Raw genomic sequence first — 18,123 nt, 5'->3', positions numbered from 1 at the left:
CACCCTTGGTCCTGACGTCGGTAACAAGATGATTACAGCGAGATCAGCCGTTGGGCGGACGCAGTTCCCGGGGGGAACCATGGCAGAGCGACGGGCGCGGGTGGTTCGGCCATGGCTATGGGTGCTTGGCGGCATCGCGACCATGCTCCTACTCGCGTTCGCGCTTGTGGTGGGCCCCTGGCTGCTCACCCGACATCCACAGGAGGGCCTGACATCCGAGCAGGCGCTCAAGGCCCGAAACGACGTTCGGACGACCCTCGTGCAGGCCCTGGCCGGGCTCGCCGTGGCCGGTGGCCTCGTCGTCACCTATCGCACGTTTCGGCAGAACCAAGCTGAGCAGGACCGCACCTACGCCCTCCGCCAGGCTGAGCAGGTCAACGTCCTCTACACCAAGGCGGTCGAGCAGCTCGGCCACGACCAGGCCCCAGTGCGCCTTGGTGCGCTGTACTCACTCGTACAGCTCGCTCAGGCCAACCCTCAGCAGCGGCAGACCGTCGTCGACGTCCTCTGTGCGTACCTGCGGATGCCCTACTCTCTCCCAGACTCGGCCACGCCGGGCATGGAGCAGGAGTATGCCCAGCAGCTCCAAGTACGCTTGACGGCCCAACACCTCCTTGCCGATCACCTCCGCATGCCCGACGGCGTCTCCAGCAAGGACGCGCAGGAGCTTCTGCCCTCCTCGGATGAGCCCTTCTGGCCGGGCATCAGCCTCAACCTGGCGGGTGCCATCCTGATCGGCTTCGACCTCCGCAGAGCCTCGGTCATCCAGGCGACCTTCGACCGGGCAACCTTCACCGAGGACACCTACTTCAGCTCGGCTACCTTCATCGGCGGGGCCTCCTTCCGCAAGGCGACCTTTCTTGATGTCACTTGGTTCGACGAGGCAACCCTGGCTGACAAGGCCGACTTTCGAGAGGCGACCTTCACCCTGGAAGTCGAGTTTGTCGGTACGACCTTCACCAGCGGCGGATGGTTCGAGGAGACGACCTTCAAGCACGACGCCAGGTTCCCCCTCAGTACCTTCGGAGACTCCGTCACGTTCTACGAAGCAAGCTTCACCGGCGGCGCGTGGTTCGACGAGGCCATCTTCGGGGGGATCGCCTGGTTCAAGAAGGCAACCTTCAGCGGTGGTGTCTCCTTCGGAGGGGCCAACGCCATCGGCGCCGAATTCCCGGATGCACGTGTGTTGCCGTTCGACGACGAGTACCTCAACAGCGATCGTGATGTGATGCGGGTGTGGCCGCGCGGCTGGACCGTCCGGCCCGACGCGGAAGACCCGAGCTTCGGCACGCTGGTCCGCGAGGAGCAGGCGGAGGCACCCGCACCCTAAGTCGCTGTGTTAGGTCGGGTAGCCCTCGCCTAGGCGCACCTCCGCTCCATATAGGAGCAGGACACCTGAGAGGAGGTCGGGATGAGCGCCGCCAAGAGGAGTCGCCGGGAGGTGCGGGCCGCAGCCGAGGAGGCGGCCACCGAGGCGTGGATTCAGGATCAACTCGCCAACGCCCCTCCGCTGAAGTGGGAGCGGTGGGCGGAAGCCAACGCAATCCTCGGCATTACGGTCAAGCGCCGCAGCGGTGACGGCATGAGTCAAGCCGAGCCTGATGGGGCACAGATTGATACCGTGCTCGGCTAAGGACGGACGTCGATACCAGGACGGGCAGAGTGACTATCGCCGAGAAGATCACCTTGGGTGTTGCCATCGCCGGAGCGTTAGGGCTCGGTGCCCTGTTACAGGTGTGGTTCACCCACCTTCTGCAGCGGCGTGAGAGACAGATCAGCATCGCTGACAAGTCGATCCAGATCGCCGGGACTCTGATGACCAAGCTGGAAGCGGAGCTGACACGCGCTCAAGAAGCTCTTGTGAAGGCTCAGCAGGAGAGCGCAGAACTGCGGGACGAGCTAGCCAAGAACGTGGCCGCGAGAAGTGAGGACAGCGAGCGCATCGTTGAACTTCATCAAAAACTTCAGGACGCGCATGTGATGACAGCAAGAAGTGCGATCGACAATCTTCAGAGGACTGTCGTGCGCTTGAAGCATGCTGGTCTTCCCGAAGAGATGGCAGTTGCCTTGGCGCAGGGAGCTGTAGCGATGACCGCATCGGTCGCCCAGACCGTGGACGCCCAGCACAACGCCCTCGGGCCCGCCCAGCACAGCGCCCTCCGAAAGGTTCGGCTGGGGCGCACCGAAGTCGGTTAGCGATGGGATTCGAAGTTCGTGACCGTCGGAATCAACCTCGAACTATGCACCCTGGGGGTACGACCCCCTTGGGGCTTCCCTCAGAACCGCCAGGTGTTAGCAGCCAAGATCCTGCCACAGTTCTAAGGTCGATCCGAGGGCGAGAAACCGCCTCTGAGCTGCTGATACGCGCCGCCAACCACGCGCATAAGGCCCTTAATCGGGCTTGTTCCTGGACGAATACAGCAGGGGGGCAGAGCCTCCGTAGAGACCCTGCCCCCTGCGCTGGCCGGTTAGGCAGCAGCGTGGCTGACCAAGACGAACTCAGCCGTAACGTTCAAGCCCATCCGCTTGACCTGGCCGTCACCTACCTCAACAGGAGTGCGGCCGGTTACGGTCGCGCGCTCCACACGACCCAGGCCAGCAGAGAAGGCACCGCTGATCTCACTCATCGCCTCGTCGAGGAACTTGCCAAGGTGGACCAGGTCCACCGACCGGTTGAGCCCGTGCAAGGCGAAGCTGGCACGGATGGTGCGTCGCACGGTACCGCCCTCGCGAACCTGGGAGACAACCTCGGCGGCGTGCTCGCGAGACGCGACCGTGTGAACGTTGGCCCACCGATCGGTTCGCGGATCGACCACAAACTGCTTGCTCTTCACCGCAGCGAGGTAGGTGACCTGACCGACCAGCTCCCTGCCCGTCGAGCGCGACTCCTCAGCGATGATCCGCATCGGCAGCTCAAGATCCTTCACGTGCACCGACAGGATGGAGTGATCCGGCTTGAGCACAGCGGTCGCCTGGACGTACGCCTGTCCGAGATCGTGCACGAGCTGGTGGAGTCCAGCGACGATCGTGTGCCTGACGATGTCGAGCCCGACGGGCGGCACGGCAACGAGCAGCATCGCCATGCCGGTCACCCGACCAGTCGCGTAGTCGTAGGCCCCCTCTTCATCCTGGTAAGAGCGCATGCCGGGGGTCCCGTGCGTACCGCTGGTACTCCTTGAGCGAGACAGCACCCCACGGCCTGCCCGCCCCGAAGTAGATCCCCAACTCGTTAGTGACCCTCCCCTGCCGTCGCTGTCCCTTGACGACCTCGCTGCTGATTCGGTGCTCATGCCGCCTGCCCTGCTCCGGAGAAGAGCCGGCGCAAGCGCGTCCCCGTCTCGGGCGTCAGCGGCGGCGCCTGTTCGGCGAGACGACGAACCGCTTCCCTCCAGTCGAGAGCTGTGGCGCGGCGCTATCGACGCCGCATCGCTGGTAATGGCGCCTTCAAGACCGCCGGCGGTTGGGCACCGTACTTACCTCGGCTCATCGCGTCGGTCCACTGGAGCCTGTGGTCGCCGGGCTCTGGGCGGACTGTGCGGCGACCCGCGCGTGGAGAGGTGTCAGCGAGGGCGGTCAGCGAGGTGCCGGTTGACGTGTGCTGTAGCCGTTGCGTGCCGGTGATGGCCAGTGGCGGCGGACGGTGCGTTCGGACCTGCCGATTCGGGCGGCGATTTCGGCCGGGTGCAGGGTGGGGTCGCGTCGCCGCCAGTAGGCGACCGCTGGGGCGGTGTCGGCCGGCACGTCGTCTGGGTTGGTGTCCGGGGCCGCGTGCGGCAGCTCCGGCCTGCTCGCGCCGTCGTTGTCCGTAGGTCCTGGCTGCGAGGCCTCAGATGGCCGTGTCGGCCGCGTGTCGTGAGCCGGGTCGTGGTGCGTGTCGCCGCGCCGTACCCGAGTGCGGGTCGCGCGGATGACGGTCGTGGCTGGTGATTGTTCGGCTAGGGGCGGAGCTGTTGGCGCTGTGACCGGGGCTGTTCCGAGCGTCGCGGCGTGGATCCTGGCGGTGGTCTCGACGAGGCTGACGCTGGCGACGATGACAAGCCCGTCGACGGAGATGGGGAGTAGGTAGGCCGCGCCATGTTCGGTCTCCCCGTGCGAGCGGCGACGCCGACGAGGTGCCAGTAGCTCACCGTGCGCCACGAGGCGCTGCACGATCGAGTGGAGGTGAAAGACCACCACCGCCGTTCCTGTCGCAGCAGGGCGGTGTAGCTGAGGGCAGCCTGCTCCGGGAGGTGCCGGGTGTGGGTGGGAAGCGGCCCTGACAAAGCCGGGACGGGTTGGCACTGCCAGACAGCTCGGGTCCGGCAAGCGAGTCGGGAAGGTGTACGTGAGGAACCAGCGTGTAAAGCCTCTCAAGACTAGGCACCAGCTCGAATCTGGCGGATGTGGGCTGGGTTGCGGCGCGTATCCCGACACCGGTTCGGTGTCGGGTAACTCCTTGGTCGGTTTGGTATTGGCTGGCGGGGAGGCCACGGTGAAGGTCTGCGGCGTAGCCGTGGCGAGGTCGCAGGGGCAGAGCTGGGCACCTAACCCGGCGAACGATCGTGTGGTGAACGTGGGAACCCGTCCGGGACCGCCCCGCCTGTCGGCCAGCCAGGTCGTGCCGGTGGGGCAGGCGCACCGTCAGCTGACGGTTCCGGCTGGGGGCGGAGTCGCCGTAGTAGTCGGAGGTCGGGAAAGCCGGCCACAGGGCGAAGGGCGACAGCGAGTACGCAGCAGCGGAGATGCTGGAATGCCAGGAGGTCGCCGGTGAATACTGGCGCGCCGCCGTCCGGGTGGCCCGAGTTGGGGCAGGCGGAGCGGCGGGTACTGGAGATCCAGGCGAAGCTGCACCGATGGGCGGGCGAGGATGAGGCCCGCCGGTTCGATGATCTGTTCAACCTTGTCACCGATCCCGCGTTCCTGATGGTCGCGTGGGAGCGGGTGCGGACGAACAAGGGTGCACGCACCGCCGGAGTGGACGGGCAGACCGCCCACTACATCCGGGTGCTGCGCGGCGAGGAGCCGTTTCTCGCCGAGCTGCGCGCCGACGTCAAGGCCGGTGCGTTCACCCCGTTGCCCGTGCGGGAGCGGATGATCCCGAAGTCCGGAGGCAGGCTGCGCCGGCTGGGGATCCCGACCGTGCGGGACAGGGTGGTCCAGGCCGCCCTGAAGCTGGTGCTGGAGCCGATCTTCGAGGCCGGGTTCCGCCCGTGCTCGTACGGGTTCCGGCCTCGACGGCGCACGCACGACGCTATCGCTGAGATCCGCCACTTCGGCGCCAAGGGCTACGAGTGGGTGCTGGAGGCGGACATCGAGGCGTGCTTCGATTCGATCGACCACGCGGCCCTGATGGACCGGGTGCGTCGACGGGTCGGAGACAAGCGGGTGCTGGCGTTGGTCAAGGCGTTCCTGAAAGCCGGGGTGCTCAGCGCCGATACCGGCTACCAGGAGACGAGCACCGGCACGCCGCAAGGGGGCATCCTGTCACCGCTGCTGGCCAACATCGCCCTGTCCGCGCTCGACGACTGGTTCGTGCAGGCGTGGCAGGACGAGATGGGCAGCCCGTGGCGTCGGCACAACCGGCTCCGCACCGGCCGCTGCAACTGGCGGCTGGTGCGCTACGCAGACGACTTCGTCGTCATGGTGGCCGGCGGGCGTGAGCACGCCGAGGAGCTTCGGGAGACAGTCGCTGCGGTGTTGGCGCGGATCGGGCTTCGCCTGTCCGGGCCGAAGACGCAGGTGGTCCACCTGGACGAGGGGTTCGACTTCCTCGGCTGGCACATCCAGCGCCGGCGACAGCAGGGGTCGAACAAACGGTACGTCTACACCTACCCGGCGAAGAAGGCCCTGGCCTCGATCGTCGGCAAGGTGCGGACGATCACCCGACGAACAGCACACGCGCATCTGTCCGACCTGCTGCAAGCGTTGAACCCGACGCTTGCCGGCTGGTGCAACTACTTCCGTCACGGCGTCTCGAATGCCACCTTCGGCTACCTGTCGCGCTACGCCTGGCGGCGGGTGCTCGGGTGGATACGCAAACGCCATGATGGGGTGTCGTGGAAGCACCTGATCCGTCGGTACCTGCCTGGATGGAAACCGACGCACGAGGGGATCACCTTGTTCGACCCGCAGAAAGTGGCGATCAACCGCTACCGCTACCGCGGGACGAAGATCCCCACCCCGTGGGACAGATGGCATCAACCGGCAGCCACGACCAGCATGTGACCTGACGGCATGTGCTCGTGGAGAGCCGGATGCGCGGAGACGCGCACGTCCGGTTCGGGCGGGCGGGTCAGGGAAACGACCGGACCGAAAGGCCGGCACCGCGCCCTGACCCGACCCCACCAGGTGGCGATGGCGGCGATGACCGCGGTCGCGGCGAGGCGGATCGCGCGGAGCAGGCGGCGATGGTGGGGGGCGCGGGAGATCAGTTCGACCGTGAGCAGCAGCGCCAGGGGCGGCCACGCGGCGATGATTTGGCTTACCGGGTTCGGGCGTGCGTGCAGAACGTTCGCGGCCACTGACGCGACGACGCCGAGGGCGAGGCTTGCCCGTACCGCCCACCGCAGTCGCTGCAGTTGGTCGGTGGACTCACCAGTAAGCGCGTCCGGTGAGTCGTCGCTGCTGGAGGTGAGCGTGGTGTTCGCGGTCATCCGACGCCTCCCTCCGTGTTGAGCGGACGGCGGTTGCCGGAGGCATTGCTGTGGCGGGGAAGGTCGGCGATAAGTCGGTCGGCGAGGGCGAGGGTGGCGTCGCTGGGTTCGGCGTCGATATCGTTGAGCCGACGTGCGAGGGTTCGGCGCAGCATCCGGATTCCCTCGACATCGCCGAGGTCCGCGCGGGCTCGCATCGCTGCCTGGTACAGGGCTTCGTGGTGCGGGTTGTGCGTGATGGCGGCGTCGAGAACGGCCAGTTGCTGCACGGGCTGCCCGGTGAGGGTGTCCGTGAGGGCGAGGTGCGCGTCGAGGGCTTCTTGGCGTATTGCCTCTCGATAGGGTTCAATCCATTCGTAGTCGCAGCCGTCGGCGAGGGATCCGGTGTAGGCGTCGACTGCCCGGCGTAGCGCGGCGGCGCGGGTCCGCGGGTCGGTGGTGTGCGCGGCGTCGCGGATGGCTGTGCGCATGCGCCACAGGTCGATGTCGAGTAGGTCCGGGTTGAGGACGTAGCGGTGGTCGGGGTGGGTGACGTGTCCTGCGGATCGGCCAGCGTGGCGTAGGACGGCGCGTAGTCCGGAGACGTAGGTGTAGAGCCGGCCGGCGGCTTTGCTGGTTGGGGCGTCGGGCAGCAGGTCGTCGAGGATCGCCTCGGCGGAGGCGGCGCCGTCGTGCACCGCCAGGTACACCAGCAGCTCCAGGGACTTTGCGCGCGGCGTGCGGTGCGGGTCTGCGCCGACGACGGCAGGTGCGCCCAGCACTTGGACCCGCACTCGCTTGCCGCCTTCGGGGTCGCTGCCCCTGTCGGTGGTTGCCTGATCTGGCGCCTGCGGGTCCTCCGCGTGCTTGGATGCTGGGACGGCGGCGCTGTCCTGGTGCGCGTCTTCTGGCAAGGCAGCCGCGCTGCAGGGGTTGTCGGCTCGGGTTTCGTCGTCGGCAGTCGGGTCGGTGATGGCCCCGTCAGTATGGGTGGCGGGAGAGGGCGGAGTCTCGGCCGCCGGCGGGTGGGCAGCCTCGGCGGGCGCAGTGGATAGGCGTTCGACAGGCGCGGGGTCCTGTGGCTGCCCGGTGTGTGACTCCGCGAGGGTCGTGAGCAGGTCAAGGGCCTCGGCCGGGTTAAGAACGGTGAGGCGGCCAATCTCGTCAGGGTGGGTGGTGTGCCGGGCCTCGCGGTCGCCGGAGGTGGTGGTGCCGTCGGTGGCGACGGTGGTGGTGTCGCCGGTGGGCCAGTTTCCGAGGAGAACACCGTGGATGTTCAGGCGTTGGCCCTGGGTGAGCAGGGCGGCGATCCGGGCCTGCTCGCCGCTGGGGTCGGCCAGCAGCATGACTGGTGAGACCGGTTCCTCGTAGGGGTTGGCGGCGCGCAGCTCGTCGATGGTGCTGACGTCATGCTGCTGGAGCAGCCGGGTGCGGTGCATGGTCTGCGCTTCGAGGTTCCGCAGGGCCTCGTCCAGGTCGGTGGTGACGGTCAGCCGCGGCGTACGGGGCAGGTTGGCTGTGCCGAGCAGCGTCGCCGCGGTCGCCGATGGCATGACCACCTCGGTGCGGGTGTCAGGGTGTTCGGCGCCGCCGGCGGCGAGGGCGGCGGTGAGGAGTCCGCGGGCGGCGGCGTGGGCTCCGGGCCCGGTGAGGCCCAATCCGGCCGAACGCCGCGGCGGCGACAGCAGGGTGTGCAGTGTGGGCACGACCGGCCTCGGGCCTTCATCTTCAGCTTGGTCAACGGCAGGGTGCGGGTCGTCGCGGTCCGATGTCCGGTCGTGCCGTTCACCGCTGGCGGTGTGCCGGTCCGGGTAGGGGTTGTCGGCGCGCCGGTGTGCCGGGTCGCCCAGGTGTGAGTAGCGGGTGGTGGCGCGGCGCAGCCCGCGGCGGATCTGGGCGACCACCGGCGGCATGGGGGTCAGGGTGGTGTCGTTGAGGCGAGGCCGGGTCGAGGGTGTGCGTGGGACGTAGCGGCGTCGGCGGTGGGCCCAGACCAGCGCGGCGGCGGCGACGATGGCGCCGGCCAAGCCGAGGTCGACCCAGCTGCCGGTGGGAAGCGACACGCCTCGTGATGCCTGCTCCGCCGGACGGCTGGTATCTGCTGCCCTTGGGCTTACCGCGCTACCTGTTGAGCTGCTGGGTGGGGCGGAGTTGCCGTGGGGTTTCGTGGTGGCGGCGGGTTGCGGGGTGGCCGAGTGTTCGGTGTTCGCTGGCACCGGACGTGACGGTGTTGGCCCGGGGTCCTCCGGCGCCGCATGCTCGTCGGGATTGCCTCCGTCTGGTGGTGCTGTGTGAGCAGGCGGACGTGCCGCCAGGGGTGGGGCGGCGTCGGCGGGCAGGTCGAGGGTCCAGCCGGGGTAAATGACGTTCGGGTCGCGCAGGGTGCCACCGACGTGGGGAAAGTGCGTCCCACGATTGAGGGCGAAGATTTCCGGCCAGCGGTCGCCGTCGCCGAGGGTGCGTGCGGCGATGCGGCAGAGGCTGTCTCCGCGCCGCACGGTGTAGGTGGGTGTCTGCGCGGCTGGTCGCGGATCTGGGCTGGCGTGGTGGTGGGACGTGGACGTGGTGGTGCTCGGTTCGGCGGCGGGCATTGCGCTGTTGCTCGTGTCGGTGGCGGGGTTGGCGTGTGCGGTGGCGCCCGTGGCGGTGGTGACGGCGGTGGCGCCGAGCAGCGCCGCGGTGAGGCCCTGGAGCGGGCCGGGAAGGCGGAGGGTCGTCGTCCAGCGCAGCCGGCGTGCCAGCGCGGCGTAGGCGTGGGTGAGGATGGCGGTGGCCAGGAGCAGCCACAGCGCCACTGCTCCGGCTTCGGCGAGGACGATGACGAAGCCGGTGCTCATCGGTTGGGCGATCCACTGCCGGGCGGTGGCCGGTGAAGGTAGCTGCGGGGTCCATGTGCCGGTGGCGGCGAGGATCACCGGCACGGCTGTTGTGGACAGGACGACGGTGGTGGTGGCTGCTGCGCGTGCTGTTCGGAACGTCACCTGGCCTCCCCTCGTGGCCCGCGCTGGCAGGCGAGGGTGCTGCCGGTGCGCGGGGATGGACGGTGCCGTGACGCTATGGCCGCCGCGGCGGTGATGGGCGGTGATGACGGCTGACAGAACCTGACACGACCTCACACGACCTCACACCCGCAGGTCAGCGCCGCGCCGCAACAGCTCCTGACACGTGGCTGCACGGGGCAGATTAATGCTGCTGATGGGGTGAGCGGCTGGGTCAGCGCGGGATGGGCGCGGGTTGGTCGCTGGCGGCAATGCCAGCGAGTTGTAGGCGCCTCTGGTAGGCGTCCAGGAGCTGGGCAGCGGCGTCGGCGTCGCCCAGCGCGTTCAGCTGGTCGGCGGCGAGTTGGTGCAGCGTCTGGTTGTAGGGGTCGACGCGGATGGCGTCTTGGAGGATCCGCAGCAGGTGGTGTGGATCGGTTTGGGCCGCTGCGGCGGTGGCGTAGGCGTCGAGGACGAGCCGGCGGGTGGCCTCGCGGGGCGGGTCGATCCAGGCCCAGGTGTGACCGGCGGCGAGGTCACCGGTGTAGGTGTCGATCACCGTTTGCCAGGCGGGTGCGGGGTCGGTGAGGGCGGTGGCGGCGTGGTGGGCGGCGGCGTGCAGCCGCCACAGGTCGACGTCGACTCGGTCGGGGTTCAGGTGGTAGCGGTCGTCGGTGTGTCCGAGGACAGTGGCGTCGGTGGCGGTGCGGATGGCGGCCCGTAGGTCGCTGAGGGTGGTGTAGAGGCGGCCGGTGACGGTGTGGGCGGGCAACCCGGGCCAGATGGCCTGAACGAGGTCTGTGGTGGTGGCGCCCTCGGGGTGCACGGCGAGGAAGACCAGCACTTGCAGGGCGGCGCTGCGGCGGATCGTGACGGGCTCCCCGCTGGCGAGGAGAGTGGGCCGGCCGAGCACCCGCACCTGAAGGCGGGGGTTCGTGACCGCTGGGATGTCCGGCACTGCCGCCCGACGGTCACTGCCTGCTTGGCGGGGAATCCGCGCGTGGCCGGTCTCGGCTGGCTGCCGCCGCGGCGGAGCCGGTTCGGTGACGGGGTCCTGCCGCTTACGAGCGGAGTGGGCGATGACGGCGAGCAGGTCCGTTGCGGCGGTGCGGTTGAGGACGCAGAGCCGGCCCCCGGACCGCCCGGTGTGCTCGTCTCGGGTGTGGCCGTCGCGGTCGATGCTCCAGGTGGTCGCGGGCGGTCCGGCGCCGAGCATTACGACGGTCGCGCCCGCGTGTTGCAGGGTCGCGAGTTGGGCGGTCGTCGGAGCGTTCGGCGGGTCGGTGAGCAGCAGCAGGTCCGGGGGGCCCGCTTCCCCACCGGGCGCGGGAGGTGCGTTGATGAGGGAGGCAAGCAGCGCGGCCGCCTGGTCGACGGTGCCGACGACGCGCAGGCCGGGGATCTCTGTGTCCGTCGGGGAGATGTCGGGCAGGAGGGTGGTGAGGGCGGTGTGTGTGATGAGCAGGCGGGTCGTGTCTTGTGGGTCTCGCATTGCGGCGAGCAGTCGGGTGAGCAGGATGCCGCGGGCGGCGTCAGCGGCGCCGTCTCCGGTGAGGGCGACGCATGGCGTGGGCAGGGCTGGCAGTGCCGCGGTGGCGGGTGTGGAGGGCGGCTGCTGGGTGTCTGCGTCGGTGGGGGCTGTGCGGACGGCGGTGACGGTGGCCGGTAGCGGCGCCAGGTCCGAGGCGTCGGTTGAGGGTTGCCCGGGTTGGTAGGCGCGGCGGCGGCGCAGCCACACCAGGGCCGCTGCGGCGGCGACCTGTTGGGCGGTGGTGTCGGGTAGCCAGCCCCCGGGCACCGTGATGCCATGGCCGGTCTGCGTGTCCGCTGCGACGTCGTGCGGGTGGAGGGTGCCGGTGGAGGCCGAGACCGGCGGGATCGGTGTGTCCACGGTCGGAATGTGGGCGCTGTTGAGGGCGGCGGCGCCGGCCATGCTGGTGGCCGCGGCCTGCCAGGGTGTGGGTAGCGGTAGGCGGCGCAGCCATCGGACGCGGGCGCGTGCCCGGCGGGCGGCGGTGGCCGCGACGGTGCAGGCCAGGCCCAGCCACACCAGCCAGGCGAGGGCGGTGAGCCCGGCGGTGAGGGTGTGTTGGTTCAGCGGGTCGGCGATCCAGCTCCGCAGCTGCGCCTCGGTGGGCCACCCGGGTAGCGGCGGCCCGGCGAGTGTGGTCAACAGCCACGGCGGTACGACCAGCATGGTCAAGACGAAGGCGGCTGACACGACTCGGCGTGGCCACCTCATCCCTCGCACTCCCACCCGGTGACCTGGTCGCAGGCTGTGGGTCGTCGGGTCATCCGGCCGGCCGACGAGGTGGTGGGGCTTGTTGGCGCAGGAGGCGGGTCCACAACTGGCGCAGCCACCACCCGGCCACGGCGATCGCATAGATCACCCCGAGGATTCCCGAGGCGGGCCAGCTGACCAGCGCGGCGGTGATGACGGCCAGTGGCGCGCCCAGGATCAGCCGCAGGATCGGCTGGGATACGACCGCCATGACTGTGCCGATGCCGAGGAGCAGGCCGCCGACCCGTCCGGCGAGGTCGATCCACAGGACCATGTTCGGCCACCGGTCGGCGGTCAGCGAGTACTGGATCAGCGCCATGCCGAGCCCTGCGGTGATCACCGATCCGGTGGGGAAGGCGAGTAGCTTCGACCAGCCGCCGGGTGGGGTGCGCCATTGTCTGGCGGCGACCAGCGCCATCACCGCGGCCGCGGTGACGATCGGGGCGATCGGCAGCAGCGTCCAGCGAAGGAACCCGCCGACGGGGTCGCCGATGTAGAGGCTGCCGAGGACGGCGTACATGCCGGCGACGGCGACGCCGAGGGATGCCGACGCCAGGATCCCAGTGCCGGTCTGCGAGCCAGGGTTCGCGGGTGTGCCGGGCGTAAGGCTTGTGCGGGCGGCGATGGCGGAGGCGAGGACGGTACCGGCGCCGAGGCTGGCGATCACGGCGAAAACGGCGGCCACAGCAAGTTCACCCCAGTTGAGCAGCGCCCACTTGTACATGAGGCTGCCGTTCCACTCAGGGGTGAGCAGGAACTGGGAGATCAGCGCGAGCGAGGCGAAGCCGGGCACGGCGATCGCGACAGCCCGCCGCACCGGCGGTACCGGCTCCTCCCCCACCGGCTGCCCGGCGGTGGCGCCGGCGGCGCCGGCGTCCGCTGCACCGCGCGCCGCCGCCAACCCAGGATCGGCGAGCACGACGGGGGTTATCCCGGCGGTTTCCGTGAGCGCCTTTTCCAGCAGCGGCATCCGGGCGACGCCGCCGACGCAGTAGACGCCTAGGAGGTCTTCGGCCTTGAGCTCCGCGGCTGCGATTGCCTCGGTGGTCAGTTGGGCGGCGCGGTGCAGGATCGGGTGGGCGGCTTGTTCCAGCAGGCCCGTGTTCAGCACGATGGCTGATCCCTGCGGCTGAGGGATCGTCACCGCGACGTGGTCGGCCAGGGCGTGCTTGCCAGTTCGGACGCTGGCCATCAGCGCCCACCGTTCACCGTCACCTTGGGCAGGGCTGGTGCCAGCGAGCAGTGCGGCGATGGCATCGTCGATCGCTGTGCCGCCAGCGGCCGGGTCGGCCAGCGTGGCCAGTACCTCGAATCCGGCCGGGCCGCGTCGCAGGACGCTGACCTCCGCCCCCGCGCCAACGTCGGAAACGGCGATGAACGATCCAACCGGCAGCTGCACCCCAGCGGCGAGAAGGTGCCCGGCGACCGCCACCGGCGCCTCGATCAGCGTGGGTTGGGGCAGGCCGGCCCGGTGTGCGGCGTGACGCATCCACGTCCGGCGCCTCGGGCCCCACCCTGCTGGCACGACCAGCCGCACATCCTCGATGTCGGAACCGGCGACCTGATGCGCCTCCTGAGCGACTCGACGCAGGGTTGCCGCGACCATGTCGAGGGGATCGACGTCCGTGCCGGCGACGCTCAGCCGCTGGTCAGGAGGCTGCCGCGGGGAGGGGATGAACCGATCAGGGGCAGTGGCGGCGGCCTGCCACGCCTCGTGACCCGTCAACGTCGCCCCGCCCGGGGACAGAAGAACTGCGCTGGGCAGCTCGGGCTCCCCATCGAACAGCAGCGGCTGCCATGCACCGTCCGGCCATGCCACCACGGCGCTGGTACTGGCGCTTCCGCAGTCGATCGCCAGCCGCGCCCGCCCCGCTCGCATAGATCTTAGTCAAACATGAGGATCACCTTCACGTCACCCGTGAATTACTCACAGCCACGCACCAGGCTTCGCAGATCTGGCGGCGACGGACCACCGCAGCGCGGTGCCCTGCGGTGGACGAACTGCGGCGCTCCCTCGCTCCTGGCCAACCTCGACTTGACCAACTACCGCACATTAATAGACAGACGCCCATCCCGATGACAGCGCAAGCACAAGCCGTAGCGAACAGGTGGACGCAGGCCGCCTTGTCCTGCGAGCCCGCCGACCATGGGCGGGCCGAGGCCGCTGCCCGGCTCGCCTACCAGGCGGCCGGAAAGCCTGAACCGGCCCGCTTCTTCTGGTGCCCCTCTCCCCCAGCCGCTGTCGAACAACTGCGACGGCTCCTCGACGAAGGGCCACATGACCGTCGCCGGGTCGGGTCGAGCTCCGGCGCGAAATACGCGCTCGCCGCCTTCAAAATCTCGTTCGCCCGACGCAGCTCCGCGACTTCCTTGCGAAGCCTGCGGTTCTCCTGGGCCATCTCGCTCGTCGGCCGGTCCTCGCGCTCACCGCGGTCGGCCTGGTCCTGCCGGATCCAGTTGCGCAACACCTCCGGATGCAGGACCAACCGCTCGGCCAGCCGCTTGATCACCGGCTTCGGATCCGACTCCCGATACAGCCGAACGGCACGTTGCCGCAGCTCATCGGGGTACTTCTTCGGTGCTGCCACGAAAGACTCCTCCCCATGGCCACCAGACCATGATCAGAAGACTCCGTGAAACCGGGGGGGGACCTCAGGTTGCAAGCTGAAGCCATGCATCGGAACAGTTCGCTGATGCCGCGTGGTCAACGACCGCCAGGCTCTTGGTCGACCGACCGGGCCAGTCAGGGCCCCGGCAAGGTCGTCAGGTGATGCCGAGTAGTGCCAGCGGTCGGGTGCTGTCGCGGGCGTGATGCCGGTTCGCGGCGGCGATGTTGGTGATGCCGGCGGTGCGTAGGGCGCCGATGGCGGCGTTGCGGAGGGCGGCCATGACTTGTGGTCCGGTGCCGGCGCGGATCTGGGATCGGTCCTCGTCGTAGGTGACGTCTCGGACCCAGTGGACCTTGTTTTCTATCGACCAGTGGCCGCGGATCCAGCCGGCGAGTTGCGCCGGTTTGGCTTGGTGGACGTGGAGGTCGGTGATGGCGTAGACGGTCTCGGTGGTGAAGCGTTTTGGCTGGTCGAGGCGGCGTCTGCGGCGGCGGATCTGTAGGGCCTGGGCGGCGTGCGGGAACTCGATCCCGGTGGAGATCGTCAGGATCTTGAGGGTGCGGATCTCGCGGCGGCCGTGTCCGCGGGCGGTGTCGCGTGCAGCGTCCGGCACTGCTGACCAGGGCAGGCTGGCGAGTTGGGCGTGCAGGCGGGGCTGGTTGCCTTTGACGGTGAGGATCCAGTGCGCGCCGCGTTCGGCGAGGTAGTCGACGTGGTCGCGTTGGCAGTGCAGGGCGTCGACGGTGATCACGGTGTCGCGGAGGTCGCCGATCTGGTCCAGCAGCGGTGCGAAGCGGGTGATCTCGTTGGTCTTGCCGTCGACGTCGGTGCTGGCCAGGACCACTCCGGTGGCCTGGTCGCAGGCGGCTAGGACGTGCCGGGCCGCAGTGCTGGTGGCGCGGGAGCCGCGCAGGGCCTTGCCGTCGACTGCGATCGCCCGCCTATCCGCTGACGGTGTGGCTATGGTCCGGCTGGCGAGCCAGCCGCTGACGGCCGCGGTGAGCAGGTCCGGGTCCAGGGCCTGCAACAACCGGCGGATCATCGCCTCCGACGGGCGCCGGTCCGGGGCGATGCCCAGCGCGAGCGCAGTCGCAGCAGGGACGTCGGCGACCCACTCGGCGATCGCGGTGTAGGAGCGGTAGCCGGCCACCACGGCACAGACCGCCGCGGTCACCACGACTGCCAGCCGGTGCCGGACACCGCGGCGGGCACGGGGATCCGGCAGGTCGGCCAGCGCTGCGGGCAGTCCAGCAGCGGTTTCGGGCACGGTGACATCCGGTGCGCTGGACACAGACGAGATCAGCGATGATGGCAGGGCGGGCATGACTCACTTCGGACGATCAACAAGGCGTAGAGAACCTCGATGATCATCTGAACAGGTCATGCCCGCCCTGCTACCACCAGCAAAGGCGCGTCTACACCAAGCGGATCAAGCCGGACACCCTCACGACTTTGCCGGGACCCTGCCGGGCCAGTAGCCGGCCGTTTCGATGATCCAAGCAACACCGATTGAGGGCCAGCCGGGCCATCGAAAGATCCACTGTATCCGATGTACAGGTAGTCCTGTATGGCGATCGTTCGCGAGTACGTTAACACTCCGTCGGGTAACTTCGGCGTTTTGATCCGACGGGGCGACCATACGGTTGGTCTGCCGGCCCCATATAAAGGCCTACGGTTTAGACGAGCAGGGCGCTCGTCAATGTCCCCAATAGCAATGTGGACCGCGCGGACGGCAGCGGCCTGAGCCGTCTTCCCTGGCCGCCGGCATTCCGGTCGACCCCCCTACACAGTGGAGTAGCTCATGGACCAGCAGGTAGAAGTCCACCGAAAGCCCCGGTACCTTCTCGGAACGTTCTGGCTCGTCATCGGTGTTGCCATATTCTTCGGTGGCATCGCGCAAGGAAAACCAGCGGGGATCATCGTCGGCCCGTTGCTAATCGCCTACTCGGTGTACCTGTACCGCGGCGGCCGGTTCGGCTTCATCATCTGGTGATCTCAGGCCGCATCCTCGTTCGCTGGTGGTGGTCCGGCTACGCCGCAGTTTACGACTGGCTCTGGGCCGGCCCGATCACCGACGGGCTCGCCGAAACGATCCGCACCCAGGCAGCACCGGTGTCCGGACCGGTCCTCGATGCTGGCACCGGTACCGGCCTGATCGCCGCCCGCCTGGCAAGCCTCGGCTCGGTGATCGGCATCGACAGCAATCTCGCCATGCTGACTCGGGCAGCCCGCCGCCCCGGTATCTGGATGGTGGCGCAGGCCGAGCGACCACCGTTAGAGCCCGGCAGCGTCGCCACCGTCGTCGCGGCCAACCTCATCCACCTGTGCCGCGAACCCGACGCGGTCCTGGACGCCCTCGCCGTCCTACTCTGCCCGGGCGGCCGACTCATCGTCTCCTGGCCGGCCGATGAAGTCGGCGCGTGGCGGATCGCCCGAGCCGAACGAGCAAGCGGCGCGGGCCTGGGCAAGACCGGCGCGCGGTTCGCGGTCCGGGTGGCGGTCGCGGTCTCGGCCGCCGGCACCGGTTCCGTACGACGCACGCCGACGCACCGGGTCCTGGGTGCCATCCGGTCGGTGGCCGCCACCCGGGGACTGCGCGACACCCACGACACAGCGCTGGACGGACTGCAGCGCCTCGCCGTACTGAGCCGACCAACCGACCGTTCCCTGGAGACACCATGAACGCCGGACTCTCCACTCCCCTCGCCGTGCTCGACGACGGCCAGAACCGCGACACTTGGCGGCTGCCGACCTTCCCACGTGATCACGAAACGCCCGTGCTCGACGAAGGCGAACAGGTGCTGCGGGTTGTGCACCATGGCGTGGCGACTCTCGAACTCTGCGAGGCCAACGGCAACGCGTGGCGCCAACTCTGGTCGACACCCAAGACTGTCAAGCCCCGGGTTTGATGGAGAGTTGATTAAGGGACGTCTCGTAACTGGTTGAAGGCGTTGCCCGGCGCGGGGCCGGTGGTCAGCCGGTGAGGATGATGTTGTGGAGGTTGGCGATGCCGGAAGCGGCGTCGGCCAATGTGTGGGCGGCGCGGCGGTAGTCGCGCAGGATCTTGAAGAACTTCATCCTGGCCAGGGCGTGTTCGACGCCTGCTCGGACGGTGCGGTGTTCGACGTTGAGCGCTTGCTTCCAGCCCGGCAGCGAGCTGCCGTCGGTGGGCTTGCGTACGGCATGATCACCTCGGCATTGCCGCGGTAGCCGCCGTCGGCCATCACTGGCCGGCCGTCCAGCTTTTCCTGGATGCCGGAGGTGCGGTAGACGATGGTGTCGTTGCGGTTGCCGGGCTGCGGGTCGCCGACGGCGATGACCAGGCGGGTGCTGGCGTCGATGGCGACCTGCAGGTTCGTCGAGTACCGGTTCCAGCACACGAACCCCCGGGTTGCGACCAGCGGTTGGCGGCGGTGAGCACGCCGGTTACGCCCGGCCGGATGCGATGCAGCGGTTGTTGTACCGGCCGATGTGGGGCGCCCGACGCCGTCCGCGAGGATGACCTGCGGCAGCTGATCGCCACCGGTTCGGTGACCCGGACTCGGATGTCCAGATGGGGGGCAGGCAAGCGGAGCCGATCGAGTGGATCCGGCTCGGCCGATTCCTCGAAGATTTGCGGTGGTGAAGTCGTGGCGGGCGCGGTC

13 protein-coding genes and 2 pseudogenes are annotated in these 18,123 nt (G+C 69.0%); 7 read left to right on the top strand and 8 right to left on the bottom strand.

Annotated elements, in window-relative coordinates; translation table 11 throughout:
• Positions 1-79: 79 nt before the first annotated feature.
• The 3 genes from ACFYPD_RS26980 to ACFYPD_RS26970 all read left to right on the top strand — a co-directional run bounded on the left by ACFYPD_RS26980 (position 80) and on the right by ACFYPD_RS26970 (position 2,196).
• The gene (locus tag ACFYPD_RS26980; protein WP_387119110.1) at positions 80-1,330 is read left to right on the top strand and encodes a pentapeptide repeat-containing protein; all 1,251 of its coding nucleotides are present in this window, start codon (positions 80-82) and stop codon (positions 1,328-1,330) included.
• Positions 1,331-1,411: 81 nt separating this feature from the next.
• The gene (locus ACFYPD_RS26975) at positions 1,412-1,633 is read left to right on the top strand and encodes a hypothetical protein (protein ID WP_387119107.1); all 222 of its coding nucleotides are present in this window, start codon (positions 1,412-1,414) and stop codon (positions 1,631-1,633) included.
• Between the two features lie 29 nt (positions 1,634-1,662).
• Positions 1,663-2,196 carry a hypothetical protein gene (locus ACFYPD_RS26970; RefSeq protein ID WP_387119104.1) on the top strand — a complete coding sequence of 178 codons (534 nt, stop codon included), beginning with the start codon at positions 1,663-1,665 and terminating at the stop codon, positions 2,194-2,196.
• Positions 2,197-2,468: 272 nt separating this feature from the next.
• Here ACFYPD_RS26970 and ACFYPD_RS26965 read toward each other — a convergent pair whose 3' ends face one another.
• On the bottom strand, positions 2,469-3,083 hold the full coding sequence (locus ACFYPD_RS26965; protein ID WP_387119102.1) for a hypothetical protein: 615 nt from the start codon (positions 3,081-3,083) through the stop codon (positions 2,469-2,471).
• A 1,663-nt stretch (positions 3,084-4,746) separates the two neighbouring features.
• Here ACFYPD_RS26965 and ltrA point away from each other — a divergent pair.
• Positions 4,747-6,204, top strand: a complete 1,458-nt coding sequence (ltrA, locus tag ACFYPD_RS26960) for a group II intron reverse transcriptase/maturase (protein WP_387119099.1) — start codon at positions 4,747-4,749, stop codon at positions 6,202-6,204.
• Between the two features lie 119 nt (positions 6,205-6,323).
• On the opposite strand, the pseudogene ACFYPD_RS26955 reads toward ltrA, so the two are convergent.
• The 6 genes and pseudogenes from ACFYPD_RS26955 to ACFYPD_RS26930 all read right to left on the bottom strand — a co-directional run.
• A pseudogene (locus tag ACFYPD_RS26955) lies at positions 6,324-6,632 on the bottom strand (hypothetical protein); the annotation flags it as partial.
• Positions 6,629-8,674 carry a BTAD domain-containing putative transcriptional regulator gene (locus ACFYPD_RS26950; protein WP_387119096.1) on the bottom strand — a complete coding sequence of 682 codons (2,046 nt, stop codon included), beginning with the start codon at positions 8,672-8,674 and terminating at the stop codon, positions 6,629-6,631. The pseudogene ACFYPD_RS26955 and the gene ACFYPD_RS26950, both read right to left, overlap by 4 nt.
• 1,150 nt (positions 8,675-9,824) lie before the next feature.
• Complete coding sequence (locus ACFYPD_RS26945; protein ID WP_387119093.1) at positions 9,825-11,786, bottom strand: hypothetical protein; 1,962 nt, start codon at positions 11,784-11,786, stop codon at positions 9,825-9,827.
• 94 nt (positions 11,787-11,880) lie between these two features.
• A complete protein-coding gene (locus ACFYPD_RS26940) occupies positions 11,881-13,689 on the bottom strand; it encodes an Hsp70 family protein (protein ID WP_387119090.1) in 1,809 nt (602 codons plus the stop codon).
• A 358-nt stretch (positions 13,690-14,047) separates the two neighbouring features.
• Positions 14,048-14,458: a transposase gene (locus tag ACFYPD_RS26935; RefSeq protein WP_387119087.1), complete on the bottom strand. Its 411-nt coding sequence runs from the start codon at positions 14,456-14,458 to the stop codon at positions 14,048-14,050.
• Positions 14,459-14,633: 175 nt separating this feature from the next.
• Positions 14,634-15,746 (bottom strand): ISAs1 family transposase, encoded by a 1,113-nt coding sequence (locus ACFYPD_RS26930; RefSeq protein WP_387119084.1) that lies wholly within the window; start codon positions 15,744-15,746, stop codon positions 14,634-14,636.
• Positions 15,747-16,280: 534 nt separating this feature from the next.
• Between ACFYPD_RS26930 and ACFYPD_RS26925 the strand changes: the two genes are divergently transcribed.
• Genes ACFYPD_RS26925 through ACFYPD_RS26915 form a run of 3 tightly spaced genes read left to right on the top strand, consistent with a single transcriptional unit; the run spans position 16,281 to position 17,388 of the window.
• The gene (locus tag ACFYPD_RS26925; protein ID WP_387119081.1) at positions 16,281-16,472 is read left to right on the top strand and encodes a hypothetical protein; all 192 of its coding nucleotides are present in this window, start codon (positions 16,281-16,283) and stop codon (positions 16,470-16,472) included.
• A complete protein-coding gene (locus ACFYPD_RS26920; protein ID WP_387119078.1) occupies positions 16,469-17,161 on the top strand; it encodes a class I SAM-dependent methyltransferase in 693 nt (230 codons plus the stop codon). The genes ACFYPD_RS26925 and ACFYPD_RS26920 overlap by 4 nt, the downstream gene beginning before the upstream one ends.
• Entirely contained in the window at positions 17,158-17,388 is a 231-nt protein-coding gene (locus ACFYPD_RS26915; protein ID WP_387119075.1) for a hypothetical protein, read from the top strand. The genes ACFYPD_RS26920 and ACFYPD_RS26915 overlap by 4 nt, the downstream gene beginning before the upstream one ends.
• 64 nt (positions 17,389-17,452) lie before the next feature.
• Here ACFYPD_RS26915 and ACFYPD_RS26910 read toward each other — a convergent pair.
• Positions 17,453-17,847 (bottom strand): annotated as a pseudogene (locus ACFYPD_RS26910) (transposase family protein); the annotation flags it as partial.
• Positions 17,848-18,123: the final 276 nt, after the last annotated feature.

The sequence above is a fragment of the Micromonospora sp. NPDC005299 genome (genome assembly GCF_042872345.1).
Taxonomy (GTDB): Bacteria; Actinomycetota; Actinomycetes; order Mycobacteriales; family Micromonosporaceae; genus Micromonospora.
Note: the sequence above shows the minus strand (reverse complement) of the source record. Positions and strands in the feature narration are given on the sequence as shown.

Coding starts and splice junctions, on each gene's coding strand:
- ACFYPD_RS26975 (WP_387119107.1), top strand. CDS start 1,412: ATGAGCGCCGCCAAGAGGAGTCGCCGGGAGGTGCGGGCCGCAGCCGAG.
- ACFYPD_RS26915 (WP_387119075.1), top strand. CDS start 17,158: ATGAACGCCGGACTCTCCACTCCCCTCGCCGTGCTCGACGACGGCCAG.
- ACFYPD_RS26965 (WP_387119102.1), bottom strand. CDS start 3,083: ATGGCGATGCTGCTCGTTGCCGTGCCGCCCGTCGGGCTCGACATCGTC.
- ACFYPD_RS26980 (WP_387119110.1), top strand. CDS start 80: ATGGCAGAGCGACGGGCGCGGGTGGTTCGGCCATGGCTATGGGTGCTT.
- ACFYPD_RS26945 (WP_387119093.1), bottom strand. CDS start 11,786: ATGCTGGTCGTACCGCCGTGGCTGTTGACCACACTCGCCGGGCCGCCG.
- ACFYPD_RS26925 (WP_387119081.1), top strand. CDS start 16,281: ATGGACCAGCAGGTAGAAGTCCACCGAAAGCCCCGGTACCTTCTCGGA.